Origin of the sequence: Streptomyces sp. NPDC006012 (assembly GCF_042871185.1) — a bacterium.
In the GTDB taxonomy this organism is placed as follows: Bacteria; Actinomycetota; Actinomycetes; order Streptomycetales; family Streptomycetaceae; genus Streptomyces.
In genome coordinates, this window is record NZ_JBIAIE010000001.1 from 20116 (window position 1) to 47091 (window position 26976).

Sequence of the window (26976 nt, forward strand, 5' to 3'; positions counted from 1 at the left end):
GGAGGGCCGGTCCACCCAGGGGGTGGTCCGGCCCTCCGGCGTTCGCCCCGGGGGTGGGGCACTCAGTGGCCGGTGTGCGGGGCGCGGGGGCCGCCCAGTTCCACCGCCGTGCAGCGCCAGCGCAGGTCGGGGCCCCTCTCCAGGCGGAAGGCCATGGCGCGCAGCTGGTCGCCCGCGCCGATGCGCGCGAACGCTTCGATGGCGTCCCTGCGAGGGACGTAATAGCCGATGTCGCGGACGACCGGGCGGGTGCCACGGGTGCGCAGCGGCCCGCGCTCCGCGAGCCGGGCCAGTTCGTCGTAGGCGCGGCCCGCGGTGTGCCGGAGCATCCAGTGGACGGGCCGCTGGCCGCTCAGCACGGCCAGGAGCCGGTCCGCGAAGAGGTCGGTGGGACGTGGGGGCGCGGCGGCCGGGACGGGGGCCGTACGGCTCGCGGGCGGGCCGGTAACGGCCGCGGAAGGGGGCGCGGGGGCGACAGCGGTGGCAGAGGCTGTGGCGGCTGCGGGCGTGCCAGGGGCCGCGGGGGCCGGGGCCTGCGGTGTCGTGGCGCGGGCGGATGGGGTGCGGGCGGCAGTGGCGCTGGTGGCCGCTGTGTGGGCGGACGGGGCGCTGGTGGCCGCTGCGCGGGGCGAGGGAGTGCGGGGCGGGGCGGTGCCGGGGCGGCGGGAGTCGTGGCGGCCTGGCGGGCGGGTGCCCGGTCGGCGCTGGGCGGTCCTGGTCATGACCTTGTTCATGGGGCTCCCCCGTTCGGCGGCCCGGTGAATACCGGGCGGTAACTTGCTGCTGGGGATCTTGTACGGGGCCGTGGGCGGTACGGGCAAGGCTCCGCGGGCCCGCGCCGAGGGCGCGTGGGATTCACCTATCCGGGTGATCGAGGGGGTGGAAATCCAGCGGTGACGGGGCGGTGCCGGGTGATCCGACGGGCGCCGGGTGGACGCGCTCGCGGGTCCCGGCGGTGACCCGAAGGGGGACCCGGACGGTGACCCCCACGTATCCTGAAGGCGCTCCGGGAGGCGCGGGACCGCCCTCCTCGGTGCCACAGCGGAGCGTCTACCACGAAAAGAGCGGCCGGCCATGCGCGTCTACGTCCCCCTGACTCTCCCCGGTCTCGCCGAGGCGCACAGGACGGGGAAGCTGGGGAGCGGGCCGCTCGTCGCGTACGCCGTCACACCCGCGCTGCGCGAGTGGTATCTCTCCGACGACATCGAGGAACTGGAGTACGCGGCGCTCAGCCGCGCCGCGCTGGCCTCGCTGCGGCAGTTGGCGGCGGGGGAGCCGGGTGCCCTGCGGCGCCGGGTCGTGGTCGCCGTCGACGTGCCCGACGGCACCGCGATGCCCGACCCGGACCGCGGGCTCGACCCGGCGGCCCTGGGCGAGGTACGGGTGACCGGGCCGGTGCCGCTGGCCAAGGCGGCGGCGGTGCACGTCGACGCGGCGGACGCGGAGACGGACGTGGCCGCGGCGATCACGGCACTCCGGGCGGCGGACGACGGGGACGACGACGCGCAGTTCGTCGTGGACGGGGCCGAGGACCACGAACTGCTCTGGTACGCGACCCAGGAGATTCCCGCTCTGGTGGGGCTCGCCTAGCCGGTAGGGCGCGTTTCGCACGGAGTGTCGGCCCCGGCGGGACTTTCGAAGCCCGGTCCTGGCCACGGTGACCGGGGGTGACCTGGCGTTCAGCTGATTGTCAGTGGCGCGAGGTACGTTTTTCGGCATGGGGACGCACGGGAGCGCACACATCGTCTGGGACTGGAACGGGACGCTGTTCCACGACAACGAAGCGATCATCGGGGCGACGAACGCCGCCTCCGCCGAACTGGGTCTTGAGCCGATCACGCTGGAGCAGTACCGGGCGATGTACTGCGTGCCGGTGCCGAAGTTCTACCAGCGGCTGATGGGGCGGCTGCCCACCGAGGCGGAGTGGGAGGCCATGGACGTGGTCTTCCACCAGTACTACAGCGAGCACCGGACGCGGTGCTCGCTGACCGAAGGGGTGGCCGACCTGCTGGCGGGCTGGCGGTCGGCGGGCCGCAGCCAGTCGCTGCTGAGCATGTACGGCCACGAGGAACTGGTGCCGCTGGTGCGCGGGTTCGGAATCGAGACGCACTTCATACGTGTCGAGGGCCGGACCGGCCCGTCCGGGGGCAGCAAGGCCGAGCACATGGTCCGGCACCTGGAGGCGCTCACCGGTGTGGAGCCCGCGCACACGGTGGTGATCGGGGATGCCGCCGACGACGCGGTGGCGGCACGGCACGTGGGGGCGCGGGCCGTGCTCTACACCGGGGGTTCGCACAGCCGGGCCAGCCTGGAGGAGGTGGGCGTGCCCGTGGTGGACACGCTGGCCGAGGCCGTGGCGGAGGCGGAACGGCTGGCGGCCTGACCCGGCCGCCGGGCGCGAAGCTTGCCGGGCCAGTCGTCCGCGGACCCGGGATCAGCGGTCCGTGGGCCCGGGATCAGCGGTCCGTGGGCCACGGGGCCGCCGTCCCGCGGACCCGGCGTCGCCGTCCCGCGGGCCGCGGCCGGGGCTCAGGTCACCGGGGCCTTCGAGCGCAGCACGGTCAGGAACTCCCGCATCCAGCGGGAGTGGTCCGGCCAGGCGCGGGCGGAGACCAGCGTGCCGTCCACGACCGTCTCGGCGTCCTGGAAGACGGCGCCGGCGGACTGCATGTCCAGTTCCAGGGCGGGATAGGCCGTGACACGCCGGCCGCGGAGGCTGTCGATCGCGGCGGTCAGCAGGGGGCCGTGGCAGATCTGGGCGACCGGTTTGTCCGCGTCGAAGAACGATTTGAGGATCTTGCGGAGTTCGGGGTCGTTGCGGAGATATTCGGGAGCCCGGCCGCCGGGGATCACCAGGGCCGCGTACTGGCCGGGGTCGACCTCGGCGAAGGCCAGGTCGGCGGGCCAGGTGTAGCCGGGCTTCTCGGTGTAGGTGTCGAAGCCGGGTTCGAAGTCGTGGACGACGAACTGGAGCTTCTTGCGGGTGGGGGCGGCGATGTCGACGTCGTAGCCCTCCTCGCGCAGGCGCTGGTACGGGTACATGACCTCCAGTGACTCCGCTGCGTCGCCGGTCACGATGAGGATCTTCGGGGGCATGGCGGGCGGCTCCTCTCGGGCGTGCACCGGTCACGTGGCCGGTGCGCTCTCCGTAGTCGGTGGCGCGCTGTTCCTGGTCGACGTGGATCCAGCCTGCCGCGCGGGCAAGGGGTTGCGCCACTTCCGTCCGCCCTCGGGTCTGCGTTCTGGCCGGGGGTCTGCGTGTCGTCCGTGCGTTTGCGCGCCGTCCGTGGGGCGCGCGGGCTGTGTGCGGGCGTGCCGTCCGTGGCGCGTGCGGCCCCCGTCCGCGCGTCTGCGTGCCGCCTGTGTGTCCGCCGTCCCGTCCGTGTGCTTGCGCGTCCCGTCCGTGGGCCTGAGTCCCGTCCGTAACGCCTGAGAGTGCAGCCTGCGGGCTTCTCCGTCCCGTCCGTGGGCCTGCACGCCGTACGCGGGCCTGCACGCCGCCCGTGCGTCTGCTCGCCGCCCACGGGGCGCTCGGGTGTGCGAGGGCGTTTCGTCCGTGGACCTGTGATTCGTCCCGTGGGGCGCATGGGCTGTGCGGAGGGCGTTTCGTCCACCGGGCCTGCGTCCCGGCCCGGCGGGCTTTGTCCGGTTCCAGGGTCCCGTGGCCGGTTCGATGCTGTGCAGAACGTCAAAGTTTGACTCTCGGATTTGTACACATACGGCTCATGACGGGCCCTGGGGGAGGAGCGATAGCCTTGGGGAGTGATCAGCGCGATAGTTCGCGGGGGCACTTCTGCTGCCCCTGTCCTGCGCCCGGAGAGCACGGAGGACATCCGTGTCCGGGTGGCGGTCGCTGGTCCTTGTGGGCGGGCCCGGGGCGCAAGGAGTCCCGAGGCGCCACGCACGTCCCGGGTCAGGACGTCACGGAGAGCAGCGTCACACCCGTCGAGCGCGTGGACATTGGCAAAAATCACCCCGCTCATCTCGCCTCGCGGCATAGCGTCGAAGCGAACCGGACACCCCGGGCCGTGGCGTTACGCCGGAGGGGAAGAGACCCTTCTTTCTACGTCACGCAACGGCGCGCGACAGGAGCCAGAGGACAATGCAGACCAAGCTGGACGAAGCCAAGGCCGAGCTGCTCGAACGGGCCGCCCGGGTAGCTGAGAACAGCCCGGCCGGGGGGTACCTACCGACCGGGACGACGGACGAGGGCACGACGGACCACGAGTCCGTGCTCGCGTTCCTCCAGCGTTACTACCTGCACACCGCACCGGAGGACCTCGGCGACCGTGACCCGGTCGACGTCTTCGGAGCCGCGTTCTCGCACTACCGACTTGCCGAGACCCGTCCCCAGGGCACGGCCAACGTGAGGGTGCACACCCCGACCGTCGAGGAGAACGGGTGGACCTGCAGCCACACCGTCGTGGAAGTCGTCACCGACGACATGCCCTTCCTCGTCGACTCCGTCACCAATGAGCTGAGCCGCCAGGGGCGCGGCATCCACGTAGTCATCCATCCCCAGTTCGTCGTCCGGCGGGACCTCACCGGCAAGCTCATCGAGGTGCTGCCCGGCCCGTACACCGGCGGCGACCTCCCGCACGACGCGCACATCGAGTCCTTCATCCACGTGGAGATCGACCGCGAGACCGACCGCGCCGATCTGAAGCAGATCACCGCCGATCTGCTGCGCGTCCTGTCCGACGTCCGCGAGACCGTCGAGGACTGGGAGAAGATGCGGGACGCGGCCCTGCGCATCGCCGAGGGGCTGGCCGAGGAGCCGCTCCCGGCCGACCTGCCCGAGCCGGACGTGGAGGAGGCCCGCGAGCTGCTGCGCTGGCTGTCCGCCGACCACTTCACCTTCCTCGGCTACCGCGAGTACCAGCTGTACGGGGACGACTCGTTGGCCGCCGTGCCCGGCACCGGCCTGGGCATCCTGCGTGCCGACCCCCAGCACTCCGGTGAGGACAGCCACCCGGTCAGCCCCTCCTTCGAGCGGCTTCCGACCGACGCCCGGGCCAAGGCCCGTGAGCACAAGCTGCTGGTGCTGACCAAGGCCAACAGCCGGGCCACCGTGCACCGGCCGTCGTACCTCGACTACGTCGGCGTCAAGAAGTTCGACAAGGACGGAAACGTCGTAGGCGAGCGCCGTTTCCTCGGGCTGTTCTCCTCGGCCGCGTACACCGAGTCCGTGCGCCGCGTGCCCGTGATCCGGCGCAAGGTGGCCCAGGTGCTCAAGGGCGCCGGGTTCTCGCCCGACAGCCACGACGGCCGTGACCTGATGCAGATCCTGGAGACCTACCCGCGCGACGAGCTGTTCCAGACGCGCGTGGACGAACTGCGCTCCATCGCCACCTCCGTGCTGTATCTGCAGGAACGCCGGCGGCTGCGGCTGTATCTGCGGCAGGACGAATACGGACGCTACTACTCCGCCCTCGTCTACCTCCCCCGCGACCGCTACACCACCGGCGTCCGGCTGCGGATCATCGACATCCTCAAGGAGGAACTGGGCGGCACCAGCGTCGACTTCACCGCCTGGAACACCGAATCCGTCCTCTCCCGGCTGCACTTCGTCGTCCGCGTCGCGCCCGGCACCGAACTGCCCGAGCTGTCCGACGGTGACCGGGAGCGCATCGAGGCCCGGCTCGTCGAGGCCGCCCGCTCCTGGGCCGACGGATTCGCCGAGGCGCTGACCGCGGAGTGCGGCGAGGAACGCGCCGCCGAACTGCTGCGCCGCTACGCCAACGCCTTCCCCGAGGGCTACAAGGCCGACCACACCCCGCGCGCGGCGGTCGCCGACCTGGTCCACCTGGAGCGGCTCAGCGACGAGGCCGGCAAGGACTTCGCGCTCAGCCTGTACGAACCGGTGGGCGCCGCCCCCGACGAGCGCCGCTTCAAGATCTACCGCGACGGCCCCGCGATCTCGCTGTCCGCGGTGCTGCCGGTCCTCAACCGGCTCGGCGTGGAGGTGATCGACGAGCGGCCGTACGAACTGCGCTGCGCGGACCGGACGACCTCCTGGATCTACGACTTCGGCCTGCGCATCCCCAAGTCCCTGGGCGGCGGGAACGGCGACTACCTGGGCGACGACGGCCGCGAGCGCTTCCAGGAGGCGTTCGCCGCGACCTGGACCGGCAAGGCGGAGAACGACGGCTTCAACGCCCTCGTGCTCGGCGCCGGGCTGACCTGGCGGCAGGCGATGGTGCTGCGCGCGTACGCCAAGTACCTGCGGCAGGCCGGATCCACCTTCAGCCAGGACTACATGGAGGACACCCTCCGGACGAACGTCCACACCACCCGGCTGCTCGTCTCCCTCTTCGAGGCCCGGATGGCGCCCGAGCGCCAGCGGGCCGGGCACGAACTCGTCGACGCCCTGCTCGAAGAGGTCGACGCCGCCCTCGACCAGGTGGCCAGCCTCGACGAGGACCGCATCCTGCGTTCCTTCCTCACCGTCATCAAGGCGACGCTGCGGACCAACTTCTTCCAGGACGCCGCCCGGGGCCGGCCGCACGACTACGTGTCCATGAAGTTCGACCCGCAGGCCATCCCCGACCTGCCGGCGCCGCGCCCGGCGTACGAGATCTGGGTGTACTCGCCGCGGGTGGAGGGCGTCCACCTGCGCTTCGGCAAGGTCGCGCGCGGCGGTCTGCGCTGGTCCGACCGGCGTGAGGACTTCCGCACCGAGATCCTCGGCCTGGTCAAGGCCCAGATGGTGAAGAACACCGTGATCGTGCCGGTGGGCGCCAAGGGCGGCTTCGTCGCCAAGCAGCTGCCCGATCCGAGCGTGGACCGGGACGCGTGGCTGGCCGAGGGCGTCGCCAGCTACAAGACGTTCATCTCGGCGCTGCTCGACATCACCGACAACATGGTCGCGGGTGCGGTCGTCCCCCCGCCGGACGTGGTGCGGCACGACGAGGACGACACCTATCTGGTGGTGGCGGCCGACAAGGGCACGGCGACGTTCTCCGACATCGCCAACGAGGTCGCCCAGTCGTACAGCTTCTGGCTCGGCGACGCCTTCGCCTCCGGCGGCAGCGCGGGCTACGACCACAAGGGCATGGGCATCACCGCCCGCGGCGCCTGGGAGTCGGTGAAACGACACTTCCGCGAGCTGGACGTGGACACGCAGGCCGAGGACTTCACGGTCGTCGGCATCGGTGACATGTCCGGTGACGTGTTCGGCAACGGCATGCTGCTGAGCGAGCACATCCGCCTGGTCGCCGCCTTCGACCACCGGCACATCTTCATCGACCCCGAGCCGGACGCCGCCACCTCCTACGCCGAGCGCCGCCGGCTGTTCGAGCTGCCCCGCTCCAGCTGGGCCGACTACGACACCGCGCTGCTGTCGGCGGGCGGCGGGATCTTCCCGCGCACGGCCAAGTCGATCCCGGTCAACGCGCACGTCCGCGAGGCCCTCGGCATCGAGCCCGGCGTGGTGAAGCTGACCCCGGCCGACCTGATGAAGGCGATCCTGAAGGCGCCGGTCGACCTGCTGTGGAACGGCGGCATCGGGACGTACGTCAAGGCGAGCAGCGAGACCCACGCGAACGTCGGCGACAAGGCCAACGACGCCATCCGGGTGGACGGCCGGGACCTGCGGGTCAAGGTGGTCGGCGAGGGTGGCAACCTGGGCCTGACCCAGCTGGGCCGGATCGAGTTCGCCACCCAGGGCGGCAAGATCAACAATGACGCGATCGACAACAGCGCGGGCGTGGACACCTCGGACCACGAGGTCAACATCAAGATCCTGCTCAACGGCCTGGTCACGGACGGCGACATGACCGTCAAGCAGCGCAACAAGCTGCTCGCCGCGATGACCGACGAGGTCGGTGCCCTGGTGCTGCGCAACAACTACGCGCAGAACACGGCGATCGCCAACGCGCTGACCCAGTCCAAGGACATGCTCAACGCCCAGCAGCGGTTCATCCGCCACCTGGTGCGCGCGGGCCACCTCGACCGGGCGCTGGAGTTCCTGCCCGCCGACCGTCAGATCCGCGAACGGCTGGCTCAGGGACAGGGCCTGACCGGTCCGGAGACCGCGGTGCTGCTGGCGTACACGAAGATCACTGTCGCCGAGGAGCTGCTGCGCACCTCGCTGCCGGACGACCCCTATCTGCGCGGCCTGCTGGGCGCCTACTTCCCGAAGGAGCTGCGCGAGCGGTTCCCCGAGCGGATCGACAGCCACCCGCTGCGCCGCGAGATCACCACGACCGTGCTGGTCAACGACACGGTCAACACCGGTGGTACGACCTATCTGCACCGGCTTCGGGAGGAGACCGGTGCCTCGCTGGAGGAGATCGTCCGGGCGCAGACCGCGGCCCGCACGATCTTCCGGTCGGCGCCCGTGTGGGACGCGGTGGAGGATCTGGACAACAAGGTCGAGGCGGCCGTGCAGACCCGGATCCGGCTGCACTCGCGCCGGCTGGTCGAGCGCGGCACGCGCTGGCTGCTGAACAACCGGCCGCAGCCGCTCCAACTCGCCGAGACCGTCGAGTTCTTCGCCGATCGGGTCGAAAAGGTCTGGCAGCAGCTGCCGAACCTGCTGCGCGGCGCGGACCTGGAGTGGTACCAGCACATCTACGACGAGCTGACCGGCGCGGGCGTCCCGGGTGAACTGGCCACGCCGGTGTCCGGGTTCTCCGCCGCGTTCCCGACGCTCGACATCGTCTCGGTCGCCGACCGCACGGGCCGCGAGCCGCTGGAGGTCGCCGACGTGTACTACGACCTCGCCGACCGGCTCGCCATCACCGAGCTGATGGACCGGATCATCGAGCTGCCCCGCGCCGACCGCTGGCAGTCCATGGCCCGCGCCTCCATCCGCGAGGACCTGTACTCGACGCACGCCGAACTGACCGCGGAGGTGCTGGCCGTCGGTGACGGGGGCGCGACGCCCGAGCAGCGGTTCAAGGCGTGGCAGGAGAAGAACACGGCGATCCTGAGCCGGGCCCGTACCACCCTGGAGGAGATCCGCGGTTCGGACTCCTTCGACCTCGCCAACCTGTCGGTGGCGATGCGGACGATGCGGACGCTGCTGCGCTCGCATTCGTAGGGGGGCGCGGCACGGCAGCCGGGAGGTCGCCGTGCCGGAAGGCTGTACCCGGAGTGCCGAACCCGGGGTGCCGCACTTCGAGTGCGGAGCCCCGGGTTCGGCAGTCAATTGGGGCATTTCGGATAGGGTCTGCGGTGTGACAGCGAAGCTCGCGCATCTCACCGGGCCCCGTCCGGCGGAGGCCGTCCCCATCCAGGCCCGGCCGGCCGCGGATGCGCGTCGCGCGGCCTAGCGGAGGCGCTGCTGCGGCAGTCGGCCGGGCCGTGGCGCCGGCCGCCGTCGCGCTCGTCCTGGTCCTCCTGCTCCTGGTGATCGTCCGCCTGCCCTGGGCGGGCGATCTCGGCATGCACGCGGCGACCCTGCAACGGCTGCGGCACAGCCTGCTGCACCCCGGCAATCCGCTGGTCGCCGCGGACACGCCGAGCCCCTACTACTCGCCGTGGATGCTGGTGCTCGGCGGTGTCGCCAAGGCCACCGGTCTGTCGGTGTTCGTCGTGCTGCGCATCGGCGCGCTCGCCGGGCTCGCGCTGCTGGTGACGGGCGTGTGGCGGTATGTGCGCACGCTGAGCGACCGGCCGGCGGCGCCCGCCGTCGCGCTGCTGTGTCTGCTGTTCCTGTGGGGTCCGCTGCTGTTCGAGTGGAGCGGCTTCCTCGGACTGAACTCGCTCGCGCTGACGGTGTCGTATCCGAGCGTGTTCGCGCTCGGGCTGGCCTTCCACCTCTGGGCGTGGCTGGGCCCGGCGCTGCGCCGCGGCGCGGGCTGGGGGGCGTGGCTGGGGATCGGGGCGCTGTGGGCGGCGATCCTGCTGGTTCATCAGTTCTCGGGGGTCGTGGCCTCGCTCGGGGCGCTCGCCGCCGTCGTCGCGGCGCGGCCCGGCCGAGCGGTGCTGCTGAGGCTCGGCGCGGCCGTGCTGCTGGGGCTCGCGGTGCTGTGGGCGTGGCCGTACTACGACTTCTTCGCGCTGTTCTCCGCCGGGGCGGAGTTGGAGGCCGTGCACCGGCCGCTCTACCGGGATCTGCCCGGCCGGTTCGGGCTGGTGCTGCTCGGAGTGGTGGCGCTGGGGCTGCGCCTGCGGCGGCACCGGTGGGACCCGTTGGTGATCTTCTTTGTGCTGGGCGCGGTGGTGTTCGCGGCGGGCGGGCTGAGCGGGCACTACTCATGGGGCCGGGCGCTGCCCGCCGCGCTGATCCCGGCCCAGCTCGCGGCGGCGCTCGAAGTCGTCCCGGCCGGGCGGCGGACCGCGCGGACGGCGTGGGCGTGCGTGCTCGGCGCCGCGCTGCTGTCGGGGGCCTGGACGCAGGCGGGGACGCTGGGTTACGTGGCGGGGCGGGCGGCGCTGCCCGGGGCGGTCGCGGCGAAGTACCGGGCGCCCTGGACGGGATACCACTGGATCACCCCGTGGGTGAGGTACGGGGACGTGGTCATGGTGCGCACCTTCCCGGCCCGGCAGGTCCCGGCGTACGGGCCGTACACGGTCGCGCCCGGGTACCCCGATGTGTTCCTGCCGGACGCGGACCGGCGGGAAGCGGCGGTGCGCCGGTACTTCGCGGCCGGAACCCCGGCCGGTGACCGGCGTGGGATCGCCCGGGAGTACGGGGTGCGCTGGGTGGTGGACCGGGCGGGCGAGGCACGGGACCCGGACCTGCGGAAGGTGGCCGACGGGCCGGGCGGGCAGGTGCTGTACGCGGTGCGCTGAGCTTGAGCGGTGAGGGTGGGGGTGAGTGGTGAGGGGGGTGGTGAGCCCGTGTGACGGTGGTACGGCGGCCCGTGTCGCACCGTCAGGCGGATCAAGTGCCTTCGGGTGGATGCGCGTGCCGTCGGCCGGAAGTCAGCGCAGCAGTCCTGCCAGGAGCCGGCCCGCCCGGCGTACCGTCGGGCGGGCCAGCCGTCGTGCCAGTGGCCGGGTCACGTGGGCCGTCACGCCCGCCGGACGCCAGCGGATCTGCAGCCGGCCCGGATTGTGGCCCTCCGGTTCGATCGTGAGGACGTGCGGGGCGGTGCCGGAGCGGTAGCCGACGCGGGTGGTCAGCGCGGGGAAGGACAGGGGGGCCAGGAGCACGGACGCGTTGGCCGTTCCCTGGTGGTCGATGCGCAGCACCGGGTGGCGGACGCCGGCGAAGCCGTGCAGCGGGACCGGGGCCGTCGCCAGGTCGAGCCGGACCTCGCCCTCGAAGATGCCCGGGCGGACCGGGGTGAGCCGGAACGGGACCGTGAGCCGGCGCCGGCCCGGCGTCAGCAGCAGCGCGGCCCGCTGCGGGCCGACCGGGAGCCGCAGCCCGGGGTCGTACGTACGGATCCGCAGGTGCAGACAGGCGCCCGGTTCGGCCGTCACCTCGGTCGTCTCGTGGCGGAACAGGGCGCTCGGGAACGGGCGGGCGGCCAGCTCCAGGTCGGTCACCTCCAGTTCGCGCCGGGCCCAGCCGGTGGCCGGGATCCGCTCGCCCCAGTAGGTGCCGCCGCCCTCCGGGTCTGCCGTCACCCGCCGCGGTGCCACCCCGTGCCCCAGACCCCGTGCGGCCAGTTGCGCCTCGGCGAGCCGGCCCTCGCGGACCAGTTGGAGCACCACGCGTTCCGGGCGGGGCAGCCGGGCGAACGCGCCGGGGGCGAGCTGCGAGACGTACGGGACGGTGATCTCCGCGAAGGACCGCAGCCATGCCTCGTCCCGGTGGGGCAGGTCAGCGGCGTACAGCCGGAAGTCGTGCTTGAGGAACTTGTAGTCCTTGTCCTCCCGCAGTGCCGCGTGCCCGCTGTCGGTCAGGAAGGCGTCGATCAGCCGCTGCACGTGGATGCGGTCGCGGACGTTGTCCAGCCGGTGCCGCTGGTTGGAGATGGACGCCGAGTCGGCTGTCGCGAACGGGGCTGTGTACCAGTGGTACACCGGCTCCGGGATGATCGTGAACGCTTTTGCCAGGCAGTACGCCTGCGCGGTGAAGAGCTGGTCCTCGTAGTGGATGCCCTCGGGGAAGCGCAGGTCGTGGCGGTCCAGGAAGGCGCGGGCGTACATCTTGCTCGTGGCCAGGTGCTCGAAGAAGAGGCGCGGGTCGTCCTCGATGCCGGCCAGTGTGCGGCGTTCGGCGACCAGGTGCGGCATCCAGGTCGAGCGGCGGCCGTTGTCCGCCCGTATCCGGCGCACCGCGCCCATCGTGAAGTCGACCTCGCGTTCGCGGTGCGCGGCGAGCAGCGACTCGACGGCGTTCGCCGGGAGTTCGTCGTCGCTGTCGAGGAACATCAGGTAGGGCGCGCGGGCGGTCTCCAGGGCCCGGTTGCGCGGGGCGCTGCAACCGCCGCTGTTGCGGGCCAGCCGCAGACAGCGGATGCGGTCGTCCTGCGCGGCCAGTGCGCGGGCCACGAACGGGGTCTCGTCGGTGGAGTGGTCGTCGCTGATGACGATCTCGATGTTCGCGTGGGTCTGCCGGCGCACGGACGCCACGGCTCTCGGGAGCCGTGCCGCGTCATTGTGGACGATCACCGTCACCGTGACGTCGGGGGTCATGCCGTGGCCTCCTCGGGGTTCGGTGCCGGGGTGCGGTCCGCCGGCGGGACCACCGGGGGCAGCGCCTGGTCGTTCTCGCCGAGGAACACCCGGCGTACGACCCGTTCGGCGGCATGCCCGTCGTCGAACTCGCAGAACCGGCGCCGGAAGACGGCGCGGGCCTTCGCCGCGGCCTCGTCCCGCCAGGCGCCCGAGGCGAACACCTCGGCCAGGTCCTCCTGGGTGCGGGCGACCTGGCCCGGCGCCTCGGACGGCAGGTCGAAGTACACGCCCCGGGTGGTCGCGTACGTCTCCCAGTCGTCGGCGTAGATCACGATCGGGCGGTCGAGGTTGGCGTAGTCGAACATGATCGACGAGTAGTCCGTGATCAGGGCGTCGGCGGCGAGGCACAGGTCCTCGACGGGGGAGTAGGACGAGACGTCGATGACCCGGCCGGTGTGGCGCAGGCCGGCCAGGGCGGTGGCGGCCGTGCCGTAGAAGTAGTGGGCGCGCACCAGCAGCACCGTGTTCTCGCCGAGCCGGTCGGCGAGGGCGGCGAGGTCGAGGCGGGGGGTCCAGCCGGCCTCGTAGTCGCGGTGGGTGGGGGCGTAGAGGACGGCGGTGCGGCCCGGGGCGATGCCCAGGCGGTCGCGGACCGCGCGGACGTCGGCGGCACCGGCGCGGTAGTAGACGTCGTTGCGCGGATAGCCGTAGTCCAGGGAGGCGTAGCGGGACGGGTAGGCGCGCTGCCACCTGCGGGTGGTGTGGCTGTTGGCCGAGATGCTGTAGTCCCATTTGTCGACGCGGGCCAGCAGCTTGGCGAAGTCCATGCCGCGGGCGGCGGTCGGGTACCGCGTCTGGTCCAGGCCCATCCGCTTCAGCGGGGTGCCGTGGTGGGTCTGCAGGTGGATCGCGTCCGGGCGTTTGACGACCGCGTCGGGGAAGTTGACGTTGCTGGTCAGGTACTTGGCGGTGGCCAGCACCTCCCAGTAGCGGCGGGTGCCGGGAAGCACGTGGTCGGTGCCGGGCGGCAGCAGCGGGGCGTTGTCCTTCGTCACCACCCACACCGGGTGGATCCACGGGGCGCGGCGGGCCAGTTCGGCGGCGATGGCGGCCGGGTTGCAGGCGACCCCGCGGTTCCAGTACGCGGAGAAGACGGCGAGGTCGGGATCGACCCGGCGGCCGAGGGCCCGGCGGTACTGCTGCTCGCGGACCTTCACCCCCAGCCGGCTCTTGCGGGTGCGCACCGCCTTTCCGGCCGCCCGGCGGGTGCGGCCCGCGGCCTGGAAGGCGCGGTACCTGGTGTACGCGCCCTCTTCGAGCAGGCAGTGGCGGACGCCGTCGAGCCCGCCGGGACGGAGGTGTCCCGCGGGGCGGTGGCGGACCGCCGCGAGGGAGGCCCGGCGGAAGAACTCACGGGCCACCGGGTCGGGCATGTCCTCCTGGGTGAAGGCGCGCAGCAGGTCGCGGACCATGACGTCGTAGAGGACCGCGTGCGGGGAGGGGCGGTCCTTCACCAGCGCGAGGAGCGTTTCGTAACGGTCGACGACGGCGTAGTGCCGCTCGGCGGTGACCGGCGGCAGGCTCTCGGGGCGCGGCGGGCGCCGGTCGTACCCGATCTGGTTCAGGCAGGCGACGCGGCGGGCGTGCAGGAGGGCGGCGTACGCGGTGAACGCCTCGTCGCCCGCGGCGAGCCGGTCCTGGTGGGCCCGCCAGAAGGCGGCGCGCAGGACGCGGTTGCCGAGCAGCGGGGCGAGTCGCAGCAGGTCCGCGGCGGTGTCGAGGGCCGGCTCGGTGCGGCCGGTGCGGGCCAGCAGCGGGCCGTCGGCGGAGCGGACGCCGGTGGTCCGCCAGGTGCTGGAGATGTGGTCGAGGAGCAGCACGTCCACGGTGTCCGGCAGTTCCGCGGCGCGCTCGGCGACCAGGCGCGGGGCGCCCGCGGGCAGGCCGTCCCCGGCCGCTACGAAGTGCAGCCAGCGGCCCCTCGCCCGCGCGGCCCCCGCCGACCGGGCCGCCGCGTCGCCCGTGCCGTCCGGCAGGGGCAGCACCACCGCGCGGGCGGCGTGCCCCTCGGCCGTCTCGCGGGCCCAGTCGCCGACCGCGGCCACGATCACCTCGGTGTCCGGCAGGGGGCGGGCGGCGAGGGAGTCGAGCAGCTCGGCCAAGTGCCCCTGCGTGTCGGGCCCGTGGACGATGATGCTCAGCTCGGGCATCGCGGGCACTCTCCTTCGCCTTGTCTCCAGGCCGCACCATTTCAGGTCATAGTGTCACTGATCGGAAGAATGGGGCGGCCCGGATTGCGCCGGCCGTGGATCAGGAGGGCTGCGCAGCGACCTTCTTGTCCTGCGGCTTGTCCTGCGGCTTGTCCTGCGCCGGCACGGACGCCTTCGGCTTCGGCGCGGGCTTGGCCGGCTTCTTGTCGCCGGTGAACGCCTCGTACGCCTTCATGACCTCCTCTGTCGGCCCGTCCATGCGCAGTTCGCCGCGCTCCAGCCACAGGACCCGCTCGCAGGTGTCGCGGATCGACTTGTTGTTGTGGCTGACCAGGAAGACGGTGCCGGCTTCCTTGCGCAGCTCGCGGATGCGTGCCTCGGAGCGCTTCTGGAAGGACCGGTCGCCGGTCGCCAGTGCCTCGTCGATCAGCAGGACGTCGTGGTCCTTGGCGGCGGCGATGGAGAAGCGCAGCCGGGCGCCCATGCCCGAGGAGTACGTCCGCATGGGCAGGGTGATGAAGTCGCCCTTCTCGTTGATGCCGGAGAAGTCGACGATGTCCTGGTAGCGGTCCTTGATCTCCTCGCGGGACATGCCCATGGCGAGGCCGCCGAGGTAGACGTTGCGCTCGCCGGTCAGGTCGCCCATCAGGGCCGCGTTGACGCCGAGGAGGGAGGGCTGGCCGTCGGTGTAGATGCGGCCGTTCTCCACCGGGAGCAGGCCCGCGACGGCCTTCAGCAGCGTCGACTTGCCGGAGCCGTTGGTGCCGATGAGGCCGACCGCCTCGCCCTTGTACGCGACGAACGAGACGCTCTTGACCGCGTGCACCTTGCGCACGCCGGCCGCCTTCTCGGCCTGCCCGCGGCGCAGCATGCGGTTGAGGGCGGCGGTGGCGGTGCCGCGGCCGGCCCCGGTGCCGTTGACCCGGTAGACGATGTCGACGCGGTCGGCGACGACGGTGGGGATCTTCGTGTCGTTCAGGTTCTCAGCCACGGCCGTACGTCTCCTCAGCCTTCCAGAAGTAGATGAAGCCGCCGATGCCCGCGAGCAGGGCCCAGCCGACCGCCGCCGCCCACACGTGCGGGGGCAGCTGGCTCGCGTGGAAGCTGTCGATCAGCGCGAACCGCATGAGGTCGATGTAGACGGCCGCGGGGTTGACCTCCAGGGCGACCGTCACCACGTGCGGCAGGTCGTCCTTGCTGGTCAGCCGGTCGATGCTCCACATCACGCCGGACACGTACATCCAGGTGCGCAGGACGAACGGCATCAGCTGGGCGATGTCCGGGGTCTTCGCGCCCAGCCGGGCCACGATCATCGAGACGCCGGCGTTGAACGTGAACTGCAGGACCAGGGCCGGGATCGCCAGCAGCCAGGAGATCGTGACCGGGACGCCGAAGCAGAGCAGGATGACGACCAGCGCGGCCATCGAGAACAGCAGCTGCTGGAGCTGCTGGAGGCAGAAGGAGATCGGCAGCGCGGCCCGCGGGAAGTGCAGGGCGCGGACGAGCCCGAGGTTGCCGGCGATCGCCCGGGTGCCCGCCATGATCGAACTCTGTGTGAACGTCCACACGAACACGCCCGTGATCAGGAACGGGACGTAGTCGGGCACGCCGTGCTTGGCGCCGAGCAGTACACCGAAGATGAAGTAGTAGACCGCCGCGTTGAGCAGCGGGGTCATGACCTGCCAGACCTGGCCGAGCTTCGCCTGGCTGTACTGCGCGGTGAGCTTGGCGGTGGAGAAGGCGGTGATGAAGTGACGCCGGTCCCACAGCTGGCGGACGTACTGGGGCAGGGTGGGTCGGGCACCGCTGACCGTGAGCCCGTGCCGGGCGGCGAGTGCCGCCAGGTCGTCGTCGGCCGGGGTGGTCGTCGGGGGCGGTGTGTGGAGGACCTGGCTCACATCCGCTGCTTTCGCTCGGGGGGGAGGGGTGCGTGCGTCCGGGGGAGGTCCGTCTCTCCGTATTTCCCTGTATGTCTCTTCACGTTCTCTTACGTCGGGACGGGACCGTATCGTCGCAACGGGAGCGTAAGCCGATTCGACGTCGGAACGCAACCGTTTCGTCGTAACGCCCTATGCTGGACGGCATGACGACGAATGCCGACGAGCCAGGCGTGCGGCCCCGCCGACGGCCTCCCGCCGGGGCGGCCGTCCTGAGGGAGGACGTGACCGAGGCCATCCGCGCCGCCGTCTTCGCGGAACTCGCGTCCGTCGGCTACGCCCGGATGTCCATCGAGGGCATCGCGCGCCGCGCGGGTGTCGGCAAGACCGCCGTCTACCGCCGTTGGCGGTCCAAGCTGCACCTGGTCCTCGACGTCGTCTCCGCGATCGCGGTGATGGGCCTGCCGACGCCCGACACCGGCAGCCTGGAGAGCGACCTGCGGCTGCTGTACGAGGTGACCTCGCGCGCCCTGCGCCACCCCGTCGCCTCCCAGGTCATCCCGGACCTCCAGGCCGAGGCCGCCCGCAACCCGGACATCGCCGAGGCCATGCAGAAGGCCCTGCGCGACGGGCAGGAGGGCGTCGCCAGCACGATCCTCGCGGCGGCCGAACGCCGGGGCGAGATCCGGGCGGGCGTCGACCGCCAACTGGCCCTCGACCTGATCTCCGGTCCCCTGTACTGGCGCTCGGTGGTCATCCGCGGCCCGAAGCTCCCGAAGGGATACCTGGCGTCCTTGACACGGGCGACCACGGAGGCCCTGCGGGCGCTGTGAACCGGGGCGCCGGCGCCCGGCCGTGGACCGGGTGACGCGCGGGGCGGCGGTCGCGCTTGCGGCGCGACCCTCCGGGCCGGCCGGGCCCGTCCGCCTCAGCGGGCGTCCGGGTGGTGGTGCTGCCAGCCCGCCCAGGCCGAGGCGAGCATGTCCTCGATGCCGTGCCTGGCCTTCCAGCCGAGTTCCGCCGCGGCGCGGTCCGCGCAGGCCACGACCCGGGCCGGGTCGCCGGGGCGGCGCGGGGCGAGGGCCGGCGGGCGGTCGTGACCGGTGACGGCGTTGATCCGGTCGATCATCTCGCGCACCGAGACGCCCTCTCCGCGGCCGATGTTGAGGGTCAGCTCACGGCCGGGGGCGGCCCGCAGGGCGCGGGCCGCGGCCACATGCGCCTCGGCCAGGTCCACCACGTGGATGTAGTCGCGCACACAGGTGCCGTCCGGCGTCGGATAGTCGTCGCCGAAGATGCGCGGCGCCGCGCCCTCGGTGAGCTTCTCGAAGACCATCGGAACCAGGTTGAAGACGCCGGTGTCCGCCAGTTCGGGGGCCGCCGCGCCCGCCACGTTGAAGTAGCGCAGCGACGCCGTCGACAGTCCCGTCGCCCGGCCCGTCGCGCGCACCAGCCACTCGCCGGCGAGCTTGGTCTCGCCGTACGGGGACATCGGCGCGCACGGCGTCTCCTCCGTCACCAGGGCGTCGTCCCCGGCCCCGGCGGGCATGCCGTACACCGCCGCGGAGGACGAGAAGACCAACGACGGGACCCCGGCCGCCGTCACCGCCTCCAGCAGGACCCGCAGGCCCTCGACGTTCTCCCGGTAGTAGTGCAGCGGACGTGCCACCGACTCGCCCACCTGCTTCTTGGCCGCCAGGTGCACGACACCGGTGACGGCGTGCTCGGACAGGGTGCGCGCCACCAGATCGCCGTCCAGGACGGAGCCCACGACCAGCGGGATGCCCTCCGGCAGCCGCGCGGCGCGGCCGGTGGACAGGTCGTCGTAGGCCACCGTCCGCTCTCCCGCCTCGGTCATCGCCCGTACGACGTGCGCCCCGATGTAGCCGGCGCCTCCGGTGATCAGCCAGGTCATCTGCGGTAGTCCCCTCCTCGGTCGGAACGCCTCCAGTGAAGCAGGCGGCGCAGCCGCGCGCCGATCACCGGCACGGCACCGCGGACGCCGGGCGCCACGCGCAGCGCCAGCGCGCCCGCGTGGGTGGCGTACGGATGGACGAGCAGCAGCCCGTGCCGGGCGCTCGGGAGGGCGCGGCGGCGCAGCCGTCCGGCGCCCGGGACGGCGTGCGCGCTCAGGTCGCGGTGCGTGCCGTCGGCGAAGCGGACCCGCAGTCGCAGATCCCAGGTGCCCGCGCCCGGCCCGCCCAGCTCGTCCAGGTCGACCGGGGCGACGGCCGACCAGGTGCCGTCGGCGGCGGGCGTGAGGGCGGCGGTACGGCGCTGGACCGGGGGCCCGTCCGCCCGGGACCGCCACTCCGTCGTCACCTCGGTGGGCTCCGCCCGCGCCACCCGCCCGTACAGCTCGTGCAGGCGCAGCCGCAGCCGGGCGCCGCGCGCGCGTGGGCGCAGTTCCGCGTCGACGGCGAGCGGCAGCAGCCGGACCGGGCGGGTCAGCAGCGCGGTGAGGGTGACCCGGGGCAGGTCCGCGGACCAGACGGGGGTGCCGTCCGGGGTGCGGGCGTAGGGCGGGCACAGGCGGGCCGGGCGGGCGGCGAGTTCCCGGAGGCGGCCCAGGTCGCGCGGCTGGGGGGAGGCCAGGACGACCCGGGCCAGCAGCGGGCCGGGCGCGGCCGGGTCGGCCTCGAAGTCGGCCGCTTCGAACCGCTCCAGGTGGGCCCGGGTGTGCGCCCACCACGCGCGCCGGTACGACGCGTCGCGCAGCGCCGGCTCGCGCGCGTACATCCGCAGGTCGTGGTCGAGGAACTTGGCCCGTGCCGCGCGCGCCAGTTCCTGGTGCCCGGCGTCCAGCAGGATGTCGTGGGCCAGCGCGCAGGCCCGGGTGCGCGCCCGCCAGTTGCCGATGTCCGCCCGGTCCAGGGAGAGCGAGAGCCGGCCGGCCGCGCGGCGCACCTGCCACACGTACACCGTCTCGGGCACCAGGGCGATGCGCGGTGCGGCGGCCAGCACGCGCGCGGTGAAGACGAAGTCCTCGTAGCGGACGGGGCCTTCGGGGAAGCGGATGCCGTGCTCGTGCAGGAAGCCGGTGCGGTAGAGCTTGTTGACGCAGAGCGTGTCGTGGACCAGGCGCGGGCGCCGCGAGGGGTGCGCGACGAGGGCGTGCGCCGCGTACAGGTCCGGCTGCCAGGGGTGTTCGCGGCCCGAGGGCAGTTCGCGGCGCACGCACCGGCCGGCCGTCACCTCGGCGCCCGTCCGGGCCGCCGCCGCGAGCAGCGCGGCCACCGCGCCGGCCGGCAGGACGTCGTCGCTGTCCAGGAACATCACGTACGGGGACGTCACCGCCGCCAGGCCGTCGTTGCGCGGGCTGCCGCAGCCCCCGCTGTTGGCCGCCCGGCGCACCACCGACAGCCGTGGCTCACCGGCGGCCAGCCGCGCCAGCAACTGCGGGCTGCGGTCCGTGGACCCGTCGTCCACGGCGACCACCTGCCGTACGGCGGGTCCCTGGGCGAACGCCGAGCGGACCGCGTCCGTCACATGGGCGGCGTCGTTGTAACCGATGACGACGACGCTCGCCGCCGGCGGCTCAGGTGTCGCGGGAATGGCCGTGGTCTCCCGTCAGGAGGTGCGTGCTCAGTGCCCGACAGGGAGAGCCGTCGCGGTCGGCCGGGGGGTCGACGGCGGGCGCGGTCGTACGGGCAGCGGCCGGGCGGAGCGCCACAGCCGGACGAAGGAGAGGCCGGCGGCGGTCACCAGCAGGCCGTTGCGCAGGACCATCAGCAGGGAGCCGGTCCAGGTGCAGCGGACGACCTCGCCGTACAGCATGGGATAGACCACGGAGCTGACCGCGGCCGCCGCCACCACCAGCGCCGCGACCGGGCGCTGGGCGGTGTGGCGCGAGGTCAGGCAGACGGCGGCCAGGCCGAGCAGCCAGATCAGGTACTGCGGGCTGATGACCCGGCTGGTCACCGTGAACAGCAGGACGGCGCACAGGGCGGCGTCGAAGGGCGTCGCCTCGCTCCAGCGCCGGGCCCGCACGCGCCACAGCAGCAGGACGCAGAAGGCGGCGGCCGTGAGCGCCAGGGAGGCCCCGGCGACCGCCGGGACGTACGGGCCGGTGAACTCCATCGCGCCGTACCGGTAGTGGACGTGCCCCGGCCAGCCGGCGTGCCGGGCCAGGCTGAGCGCCGTACCGCCCAGGGACTCGATCTGCACGCCCCGGCCGCTCTGCTGGCCCAGGAAGGACAGGGGATCGCTGAACCAGAGCGCGAACAGGCCCAGGACCACCGTGCCGGTCCCGGCCGACCACAGCCACGCGGAGCGCGTCGGCCGCCCCCGCTCCGTGCCCAGTAGCGCCAGCGCCGGCCACACCTTCACCAGCGCGCCCAGCGCCGCGAACACCCCGCACGCGCGCGTGGAGCGCGACAGCGCCAGCAGGGAGAGCACGGCGAGGGCGGTGACCTGTACGTCGTACCGGGCCAGCGGGAGGTGCAGCAGCAGCGGCAGGCCGCAAGTCCACAGCCACGCCCCGCGCGGGCTGCGGCCCGGCCGGGCGCCCGCGCGGGCCAGCGCCAGCGTGATCACCGCGTCGGCGGCCAGGGTCAGGGCCACGAACGCCTCGAAGTAGGTCAGGCCGGGCAGCAGCGCCGGGGACAGCAGCACCGCGCCCGCGCCCGGCGGGTACTGCCACAGCGTGTCGTGGGCCGGGAAGGCGCCGTGCGACAGCAGCCCGTACCAGTGCTGATAGAGGCGCCACACCTCACGGGCCACCGCCCCCCGGCCCAGCAGTGGTGCGGCGTCGTGGGTGAGCAGCCACAGCATCAGCGCGCGGGTGGTCAGCCAGAGGGCGGCGAGCGGGGCGTGGGGCGCGAGGGGGACCTGACGGCGGTTCATCATGCGGGAGCGTAAGCCGCGTGGATGGTGTATCCATGCCGATACGCCGTCAATGCCCGGCAAAGGTTGGCTAATCGCAAAAGATCGGGACCGTGGTGAACACCGTGGCGAACATCGGGCGCCTGCTGATCCGGCCGTCGAACCGTGTCCGGCGTGCCGGGGTCGTGGCCGCCCCCGCGGCTGTCATGCTCGCGCTCGGGCTGTGGGGGCTCGACCGGGGCGGCATGTGGCGCGACGAGGCCGTCACCTTCCAGGTCGCGCAGCGCTCGGTACCGCAGATCTGGCGGCTGCTGCACGACGTGGACGCGGTGCACGGCCTGTACTACCTGGCCATGCACGCCGTCCTCGCCCCCCGCCCGGGCGAGGTCCTGCTGCGGCTGCCCTCGGTGTGCGCCGCGGCGGCGACCGCGGCCCTGGTCGCCGCGCTCGGCGCCCGGCTGGTACGGCCGCGCGTCGGACTGTGGGCCGGGCTGCTGTACGCGGTGACGCCGATGGCCGGTCACTACGCGCAGGAGGGCCGCTCGTACGCCCTGGTCGCGGCCGGCGCCGCGGGCGCGACCCTGCTGCTCCTGCGGGCGGTCCGGGAAACCCCCGGTTCGGGTGAACTCCCGCGGCGGGCACCGGCCGGCCGTATCTGGTGGGCTTACGCCGCGGTCCTGGGCGTCACCTGCCTGCTGCACGAGTTCGCGGTCCTGCTGCTGCTCGCCCACGCGGGCACGCTGGCGCTCGCGCGGGTGGCGGGCCGGGTGTGGCGCCGCTGGGCCTGCGCGGCCGCGGGCGTCGTCCTCGCGATGCTGCCCATGGTGCTCGTCTCGCACGCCCAGTCGGCGCAGGTCGCCTGGTTGCGGGAGCCCGGTCTGCACAGCGCCGGGAGGCTGCTGCACGAGTTCGCGGGGCCGGCGCCCGCGGTGTTCTGGACCTGCCTGGCGCTCGCCGCGCTCGGACTGACCCGGCCGGTGGGCCGGCCCGGGGAGCTGACCTGCGCGGCGGTCGCGCTGCCGCTCGCGGTGCTGCCGCCGGCCACGCTGATGCTCGTCTCCCGCCTCTCGCCGCTGTACGTCGACCGCTATGTGCTGTACGCGCTGGCCGGGGTCCCGCTGCTGGTGGCCGCCGGGGCGGACCGGCTCGCCGGGCTGCTGTCACGCGCGCGGTCCGGCTCGCCGCTGCTCGCCGCCGCCGGTGTCCTGGCGGTCGCCGCCGCGCTCGTCCACCAGCTCCCGCTGCTGCGCGCGGACCGCTCCCCGGACCACCGCCCCGACAACCTGGCCGCCGTCTCGCGCGCGGCCGCCCGCGAACTGCGCCCCGGGGACGCCGTGTTGTTCCTGCCGGGGCCGGCTCGGGCCACCGCGCTGGCGTATCCGGCGGGGTTCCGCGGGATACGGGACGTGGCGCTGGCGACGGGGGCGCCGGTGTCGGGCACGCTCTACGGCACGGAGGTGGACCCGCGGGTCCTGCGGCACCGGCTCGCCGCGCTCGACCGGGTGTGGGTGGTCGCCGACCGGCGGGTCGTGGAGTCGCCCGGCTCTCCGCGCAACCCCGTCGACCGGCTCAAACTCGCCGTCGTCAGCGACCAGTTCGCGCTGCGCGAGCAGTCGGTGCGCAACCGGGTGCTGCTGCGGCTGTACGTCCGCCGCACGCCGGCCACGGAGTCTCCGGTCGCTGCCAAGTCTTCGGCCGCTACCAAGACCTCAGCCGCTACCGGGTCCCCATCCACCACCGGGTCCCCAGCCACTACCGAGTCCCCAATCGCTACCGAGTCTTCGGCCGCTCCCGCGAGATCGTCGCCGTAGCGGCGTCCAGTGCGCTGGTGAGCCGGTCGAGGCGGGTGCGCAGTTCGTCGATCTCGGCGAGGTCGAAGCCGGTGGCGGCGCCGATGTGCTGCGGCACCCGGAGCGCCCGTCCGCGCAGTGCGATGCCCTCCTCGGTCGGCCGCACCAGGACCGACCGCTCGTCGCGCGTGCTGCGCTCGCGCCGCACCAGGCCGGCCCCCTCCAGCCGCTTGACCAGGGGGGACAGCGTGCCGGAGTCGAGCCGCAGCAGTTCGCCCAGCTTCTTGACGGGCAGGGCGCCGTGCTCCCACAGCACCAGCATCACCAGGTACTGCGGGTAGGTCAGCCCGAGGTCCTTCAGGACCACCCGGTAGACGCCGTCGAAGGCGCGGGACGCAGCGTGCAGGGAGAAGCAGATCTGGCGGTCCAGACGGAACCAGTCCGCCTCGTCGGTGGAGGTGTCGGTGGCGGTCATGACTCCAGGATAGCTCCGGTGGGCGATTTAGTTGTGTGCAATTGAATTGTGTGCTCTACTTATCCCCGTGAGGGCGGCCGGACAGAGGCCGCTGGAACACGAACGTCACTTCGAGAGGGATGGTCTTCCATGGACGCGCTCTACACCGCCGTCGCCACCGCAACCCACGGCCGCGAGGGCCGTGCCGTCTCCTCCGACGGCCGGGTCGACGTCGCCCTGGCCCTGCCGGTGGAGATGGGCGGCAGCGGCCAGGGCACCAACCCGGAGCAGCTGTTCGCCGCCGGTTACGCCGCCTGCTTCGGTGGCGCCCTCGGCCTGGTCGGCCGCAAGGCCAAGGTGGACGTCAGCGACGCCGCGGTGACCGCCGAGGTCGGCATCGGCAAGCAGGGCGAGGGCTTCGCCCTGAAGGTGACCCTGCGGATCGAACTGCCCGACACCGTGGACGCGGAGACCGGCCGCAAGCTCGTCGAGCAGGCCCACCAGGTCTGCCCGTACTCCAACGCCACCCGGGGGAACGTGCCGGTGGAGCTTGTCGTCGAGTGACCGACGGGGTGCCGGCCGGTCCCACCCGGCACCTGTTCCGCCCGTCGCCGCAACACGGTGTGCACGCTGTCCCACGGACGGTTCGCCGGTCGGTGGCGGTCGTGTCACGGCGTCATCGGTCGTGCGGGCTCTGGCCGCTTCGGCAGCGGGGGCAGCGGCACGGCGGCCGGTTGAGCGGGTCGACGAGGCGCTCCGGGTCGGGGACGGGCCGGTAGGTCTGCCGCCGGGTGGGGCCCAGGCGTTCACCGTCCGGGCCGACCCGGTACGTCCCGATGGTCATGCGGGACGCGCCCGGCTCCGGCGGCGTACCGGCATTCACTGTGCCACCCCCGTCCTGCGGCCGTGTTCCCGAGGCCCTCGGTCCTCCGCGCACGCCCTGCATGCGTAGAAGGTGAAGCCGGGCCCGGAGTTCTGGTGCACCACCGCGATCACGACCGGCGTTTCGGTGATCACGCCGCAGCGCACGCACCTCCGCACCGGCGTGCGCGTCCCACCCGGGTCCGTCGTCGAGGGCTCGCTCATCCGGTCACCGCCTCGGCGCCGACCACATACCGGTCGAGATCGATCCCGAAGTCCGCCGCGAGGACCATGGCGACCCGGCGGTGACGCTGCCGTGCCCGCTCGTGCCGCGGCTCGTGCTGCCGCTCGGCGAGAAAGACGTACGGCCGGACCAGGACCGTCTGCTCGCCGTGCAACGGTGTTTCAAGTCCGTACGGCGTCCGGTGCGCCGGGAGTAAGAGCGCACCCGGCGCACCGGACGCCTGCGGCACGCGCGCGACGCACGCACCCGCCCGTCGCTTCCCGGTACCGGGCGCCAACACGCTCGGCCCCTGCTCCGGCGGGGGCCGTCGTGTTGGCATCGGCCACCTTGCCGGACGCTACCGCTTTCTACTGCGCTGCCCCCTCGACTTCGCGGAGGCTCCGCGCGGTCCGAGCACCACTCTCCCGTCTGCCCGGCAGGCACTGTGGAACGTGATGCGCGATCAGCACTGGGACGCCACATGACGGACATATGTCCTGTCATCAGGCATGTCCGGTGGTGCTTCTACTCCTCGCCATCCACGGCGCCGGGATCGAGATCATGCACCCACACCTGCGCCGTAGCGAGATCGGGAGCGGTGCCAACTGGTTCGTACGCGAAACCAGTCCATTCCTCCAGGACCCGCGCTTCGCCGGGGCGGAGGTGGCCGCCACCGTCATGAAGCGGGCGGTGGCGCCGGTATTGGTCCATGGGAGCACGCCGTCTCTTGACGTACGCGGCGAGCGGATCGTGAAGGTCGACGTGCGCGGTGGCGCGGGACGGCTGGTTCGGTGGCCCTGGCCGGCGATGCTTGCCCATGATTCCGATGGTCTCAGGCCGCGACTGCCGTCGGCCTCGCGGCGGCGAGGTCCCTCGCCCGTGCCCGGACCTCTTCGACCGAGAGGGTGGTCCGGTAAGGGCGGGAGGCGTCCAGCAGGGTGTTGAGCCGGGAGGCCACGAGTGCCGAGTCGATGCGGGCAGCGTCGTCCAGTGCCTGCTGGGCAGTCGTGGCGGCCTCCTCGATCTCTCCCTCGTCGAACAGCGCGGCGGCCAGTCCGACGCGGTCCATGACGCGAACCCGGTCGAAACCAGGGGCACGCAGCTTCAACGCGTCGTGGAAGTAGACGCTCGCGCGACCGTGAGGACGGCCGAGCGCGGCGAGGTCGCGGGCGGAGACGGCGCGGGCGCCGGCGTGCTCGGCGGCGTCGAAGTACGCCACCCACGTGGGTACCTCGCCCAGGCCGTCTGCGAGAAGATCGTCGGCGGTACCCAGATGCGTCTCGGCCTGATGCTCATCGCCAAGGGCCGCAAGGACCCGACCCGTCTGCGAGGCGACCAGGGCCCTTGCCGCAGGTCGGTCAGCCTTCGCAGCAGCCACTTCGAGGAGGCCGAGGGCATCACGCGGGCGACCAAGGTAGATCATCTGGTGCGACATGCGGGTAACGATCTCCACCCCGCGGTCGCGCTGACCGGCCTCGCCAGCCGCGTAGATGCCGTAGCTCCAATAGCGCTGTGCCGTCGCATACCTGCCGCAATCGTGGCTGCCCCATCCGGCGAGTGCGGCCAAGTCGGCAGTCGCGGCGAAGACCCGCGCCCGCAGTGCGGCCGGGACGCCGTCTTGAATGCGACGGGCGACTTCGGCGAGCTGGGCGACGATCGCGGAGCGGTACAAGCCCCCGCCCTTCGCGGCGTCGGCTCGGGTGAAGAACGCAGTGATCTCTTCGAGCGCAGCGACGGTGTCGGAGCCGAATCCCTGGTGGGCCCGGTTGAGAGGCCGGGCTGTGCCACCCAACATCCGCTCAGCGGCGAGGATCAGAGGGGCTCCGACAGAGAGTTTGAGGGCTTCGCGGCGGTCTATGAACAGGTCCATCTGCGTCCATCCGGCCAGGGTCTGGGCGGCTGCTTCGGTCAGCAGCGGGACTTGGATCGTATCCAGCACTGCTCCGACGGCCGTGAGGCCCAGATCGCCAGGAGTGAGCGGCTGGCCAACCGTCTCGGAAAGCACGGCAGCAAGCAATGCGGGCACCGGCGGGCGGGGGCGTTCACCGTCGATCCAGCGGCGGACGCGGGTGGTGTCCGGGGTGATCTGACGGTGATCTCGGCGAACCGCTTCGGCCGCGACCCGGCGGGCGATCTCGCCGTGGGACAGGCCGGTCGCGGCAATCCACAGGGCGAGGTGCGGGTTGTTGGTCCTACTGGCCATCGATGCTCGCTC

The 26976-nt window shown here is 72.8% G+C and carries 21 protein-coding genes; 7 read left to right on the forward strand and 14 right to left on the reverse strand.

Annotated elements, in window-relative coordinates; genetic code table 11:
- Nucleotides 1-62 precede the first annotated feature (62 nt).
- Entirely contained in the window at nucleotides 63-734 is a 672-nt protein-coding gene (locus ACFYPJ_RS00085) for an Rv3235 family protein (RefSeq protein WP_389007998.1), read from the reverse strand.
- A gap of 340 nt (nucleotides 735-1074) precedes the next feature.
- On the opposite strand from ACFYPJ_RS00085, the gene ACFYPJ_RS00090 reads away from it, so the two are divergent.
- Nucleotides 1075-1590, forward strand: coding sequence for a DUF6912 family protein (locus ACFYPJ_RS00090; RefSeq protein WP_389008001.1), 516 nt, complete (start codon nucleotides 1075-1077; stop codon nucleotides 1588-1590).
- A gap of 127 nt (nucleotides 1591-1717) precedes the next feature.
- A complete protein-coding gene (locus ACFYPJ_RS00095; protein WP_389008004.1) occupies nucleotides 1718-2383 on the forward strand; it encodes an HAD family hydrolase in 666 nt (221 codons plus the stop codon).
- A gap of 146 nt (nucleotides 2384-2529) precedes the next feature.
- Here ACFYPJ_RS00095 and ACFYPJ_RS00100 read toward each other — a convergent pair whose 3' ends face one another.
- Nucleotides 2530-3096, reverse strand: coding sequence for a DJ-1/PfpI family protein (locus ACFYPJ_RS00100; protein ID WP_376523695.1), 567 nt, complete (start codon nucleotides 3094-3096; stop codon nucleotides 2530-2532).
- A gap of 1006 nt (nucleotides 3097-4102) precedes the next feature.
- On the opposite strand from ACFYPJ_RS00100, the gene ACFYPJ_RS00105 reads away from it, so the two are divergent.
- On the forward strand, nucleotides 4103-9046 hold the full coding sequence (locus tag ACFYPJ_RS00105; protein WP_389008007.1) for an NAD-glutamate dehydrogenase: 4944 nt from the start codon (nucleotides 4103-4105) through the stop codon (nucleotides 9044-9046).
- Nucleotides 9047-9258: 212 nt separating this feature from the next.
- Nucleotides 9259-10743: a hypothetical protein gene (locus ACFYPJ_RS00110; RefSeq protein WP_389008010.1), complete on the forward strand. Its 1485-nt coding sequence runs from the start codon at nucleotides 9259-9261 to the stop codon at nucleotides 10741-10743.
- Nucleotides 10744-10875: 132 nt separating this feature from the next.
- Here ACFYPJ_RS00110 and ACFYPJ_RS00115 read toward each other — a convergent pair whose 3' ends face one another.
- The 4 genes from ACFYPJ_RS00115 to ACFYPJ_RS00130 form a co-directional block, all read right to left on the reverse strand.
- Nucleotides 10876-12540 (reverse strand): glycosyltransferase family 2 protein, encoded by a 1665-nt coding sequence (locus tag ACFYPJ_RS00115; RefSeq protein ID WP_389008013.1) that lies wholly within the window; start codon nucleotides 12538-12540, stop codon nucleotides 10876-10878.
- Nucleotides 12537-14732 (reverse strand): CDP-glycerol glycerophosphotransferase family protein, encoded by a 2196-nt coding sequence (locus tag ACFYPJ_RS00120; RefSeq protein ID WP_389008016.1) that lies wholly within the window; start codon nucleotides 14730-14732, stop codon nucleotides 12537-12539. Before ACFYPJ_RS00120 ends, ACFYPJ_RS00115 begins: the two co-directional genes overlap by 4 nt.
- A gap of 100 nt (nucleotides 14733-14832) precedes the next feature.
- Nucleotides 14833-15723, reverse strand: a complete 891-nt coding sequence (locus tag ACFYPJ_RS00125; RefSeq protein WP_389008018.1) for an ABC transporter ATP-binding protein — start codon at nucleotides 15721-15723, stop codon at nucleotides 14833-14835.
- A complete protein-coding gene (locus ACFYPJ_RS00130; protein ID WP_389008021.1) occupies nucleotides 15716-16630 on the reverse strand; it encodes an ABC transporter permease in 915 nt (304 codons plus the stop codon). The genes ACFYPJ_RS00125 and ACFYPJ_RS00130 overlap by 8 nt, the downstream gene beginning before the upstream one ends.
- A 185-nt stretch (nucleotides 16631-16815) precedes the next feature.
- Between ACFYPJ_RS00130 and ACFYPJ_RS00135 the strand changes: the two genes are divergently transcribed.
- Nucleotides 16816-17442: a TetR/AcrR family transcriptional regulator gene (locus ACFYPJ_RS00135; RefSeq protein ID WP_389008024.1), complete on the forward strand. Its 627-nt coding sequence runs from the start codon at nucleotides 16816-16818 to the stop codon at nucleotides 17440-17442.
- A gap of 95 nt (nucleotides 17443-17537) precedes the next feature.
- On the opposite strand, the gene galE is transcribed toward ACFYPJ_RS00135, so the two are convergent.
- The 3 genes from galE to ACFYPJ_RS00150 are packed head-to-tail and all read right to left on the reverse strand — an operon-like array spanning nucleotide 17538 to nucleotide 21457.
- Entirely contained in the window at nucleotides 17538-18524 is a 987-nt protein-coding gene (gene galE, locus ACFYPJ_RS00140) for a UDP-glucose 4-epimerase GalE (protein WP_389008026.1), read from the reverse strand.
- Entirely contained in the window at nucleotides 18521-20164 is a 1644-nt protein-coding gene (locus ACFYPJ_RS00145) for a glycosyltransferase family 2 protein (protein WP_389010026.1), read from the reverse strand. Before ACFYPJ_RS00145 ends, galE begins: the two co-directional genes overlap by 4 nt.
- Nucleotides 20165-20194: 30 nt before the next feature.
- On the reverse strand, nucleotides 20195-21457 hold the full coding sequence (locus tag ACFYPJ_RS00150; RefSeq protein ID WP_389008029.1) for a glycosyltransferase 87 family protein: 1263 nt from the start codon (nucleotides 21455-21457) through the stop codon (nucleotides 20195-20197).
- A gap of 89 nt (nucleotides 21458-21546) precedes the next feature.
- Here ACFYPJ_RS00150 and ACFYPJ_RS00155 point away from each other — a divergent pair, with 89 nt between their 5' ends.
- Complete coding sequence (locus ACFYPJ_RS00155; RefSeq protein ID WP_389008032.1) at nucleotides 21547-23244, forward strand: hypothetical protein; 1698 nt, start codon at nucleotides 21547-21549, stop codon at nucleotides 23242-23244.
- Here ACFYPJ_RS00155 and ACFYPJ_RS00160 read toward each other — a convergent pair.
- The gene (locus ACFYPJ_RS00160; protein WP_389008035.1) at nucleotides 23204-23698 is read right to left on the reverse strand and encodes a MarR family winged helix-turn-helix transcriptional regulator; all 495 of its coding nucleotides are present in this window, start codon (nucleotides 23696-23698) and stop codon (nucleotides 23204-23206) included. The genes ACFYPJ_RS00155 and ACFYPJ_RS00160 overlap by 41 nt on opposite strands.
- A gap of 129 nt (nucleotides 23699-23827) precedes the next feature.
- Here ACFYPJ_RS00160 and ACFYPJ_RS00165 point away from each other — a divergent pair, with 129 nt between their 5' ends.
- Nucleotides 23828-24241, forward strand: coding sequence for an organic hydroperoxide resistance protein (locus tag ACFYPJ_RS00165; RefSeq protein WP_389008037.1), 414 nt, complete (start codon nucleotides 23828-23830; stop codon nucleotides 24239-24241).
- A gap of 112 nt (nucleotides 24242-24353) precedes the next feature.
- Here ACFYPJ_RS00165 and ACFYPJ_RS00170 read toward each other — a convergent pair whose 3' ends face one another.
- The 4 genes from ACFYPJ_RS00170 to ACFYPJ_RS00185 all read right to left on the reverse strand — a co-directional run bounded on the left by ACFYPJ_RS00170 (nucleotide 24354) and on the right by ACFYPJ_RS00185 (nucleotide 26964).
- Nucleotides 24354-24521, reverse strand: coding sequence for a hypothetical protein (locus tag ACFYPJ_RS00170; protein WP_389008040.1), 168 nt, complete (start codon nucleotides 24519-24521; stop codon nucleotides 24354-24356).
- A gap of 238 nt (nucleotides 24522-24759) precedes the next feature.
- Complete coding sequence (locus ACFYPJ_RS00175; RefSeq protein ID WP_389008042.1) at nucleotides 24760-24936, reverse strand: hypothetical protein; 177 nt, start codon at nucleotides 24934-24936, stop codon at nucleotides 24760-24762.
- Between the two features lie 350 nt (nucleotides 24937-25286).
- On the reverse strand, nucleotides 25287-25580 hold the full coding sequence (locus tag ACFYPJ_RS00180; RefSeq protein ID WP_389008045.1) for a DUF6087 family protein: 294 nt from the start codon (nucleotides 25578-25580) through the stop codon (nucleotides 25287-25289).
- A 13-nt stretch (nucleotides 25581-25593) separates the two neighbouring features.
- Complete coding sequence (locus tag ACFYPJ_RS00185) at nucleotides 25594-26964, reverse strand: Tat pathway signal protein (protein WP_389008047.1); 1371 nt, start codon at nucleotides 26962-26964, stop codon at nucleotides 25594-25596.
- Between the last annotated feature and the right edge of the window lie 12 nt (nucleotides 26965-26976).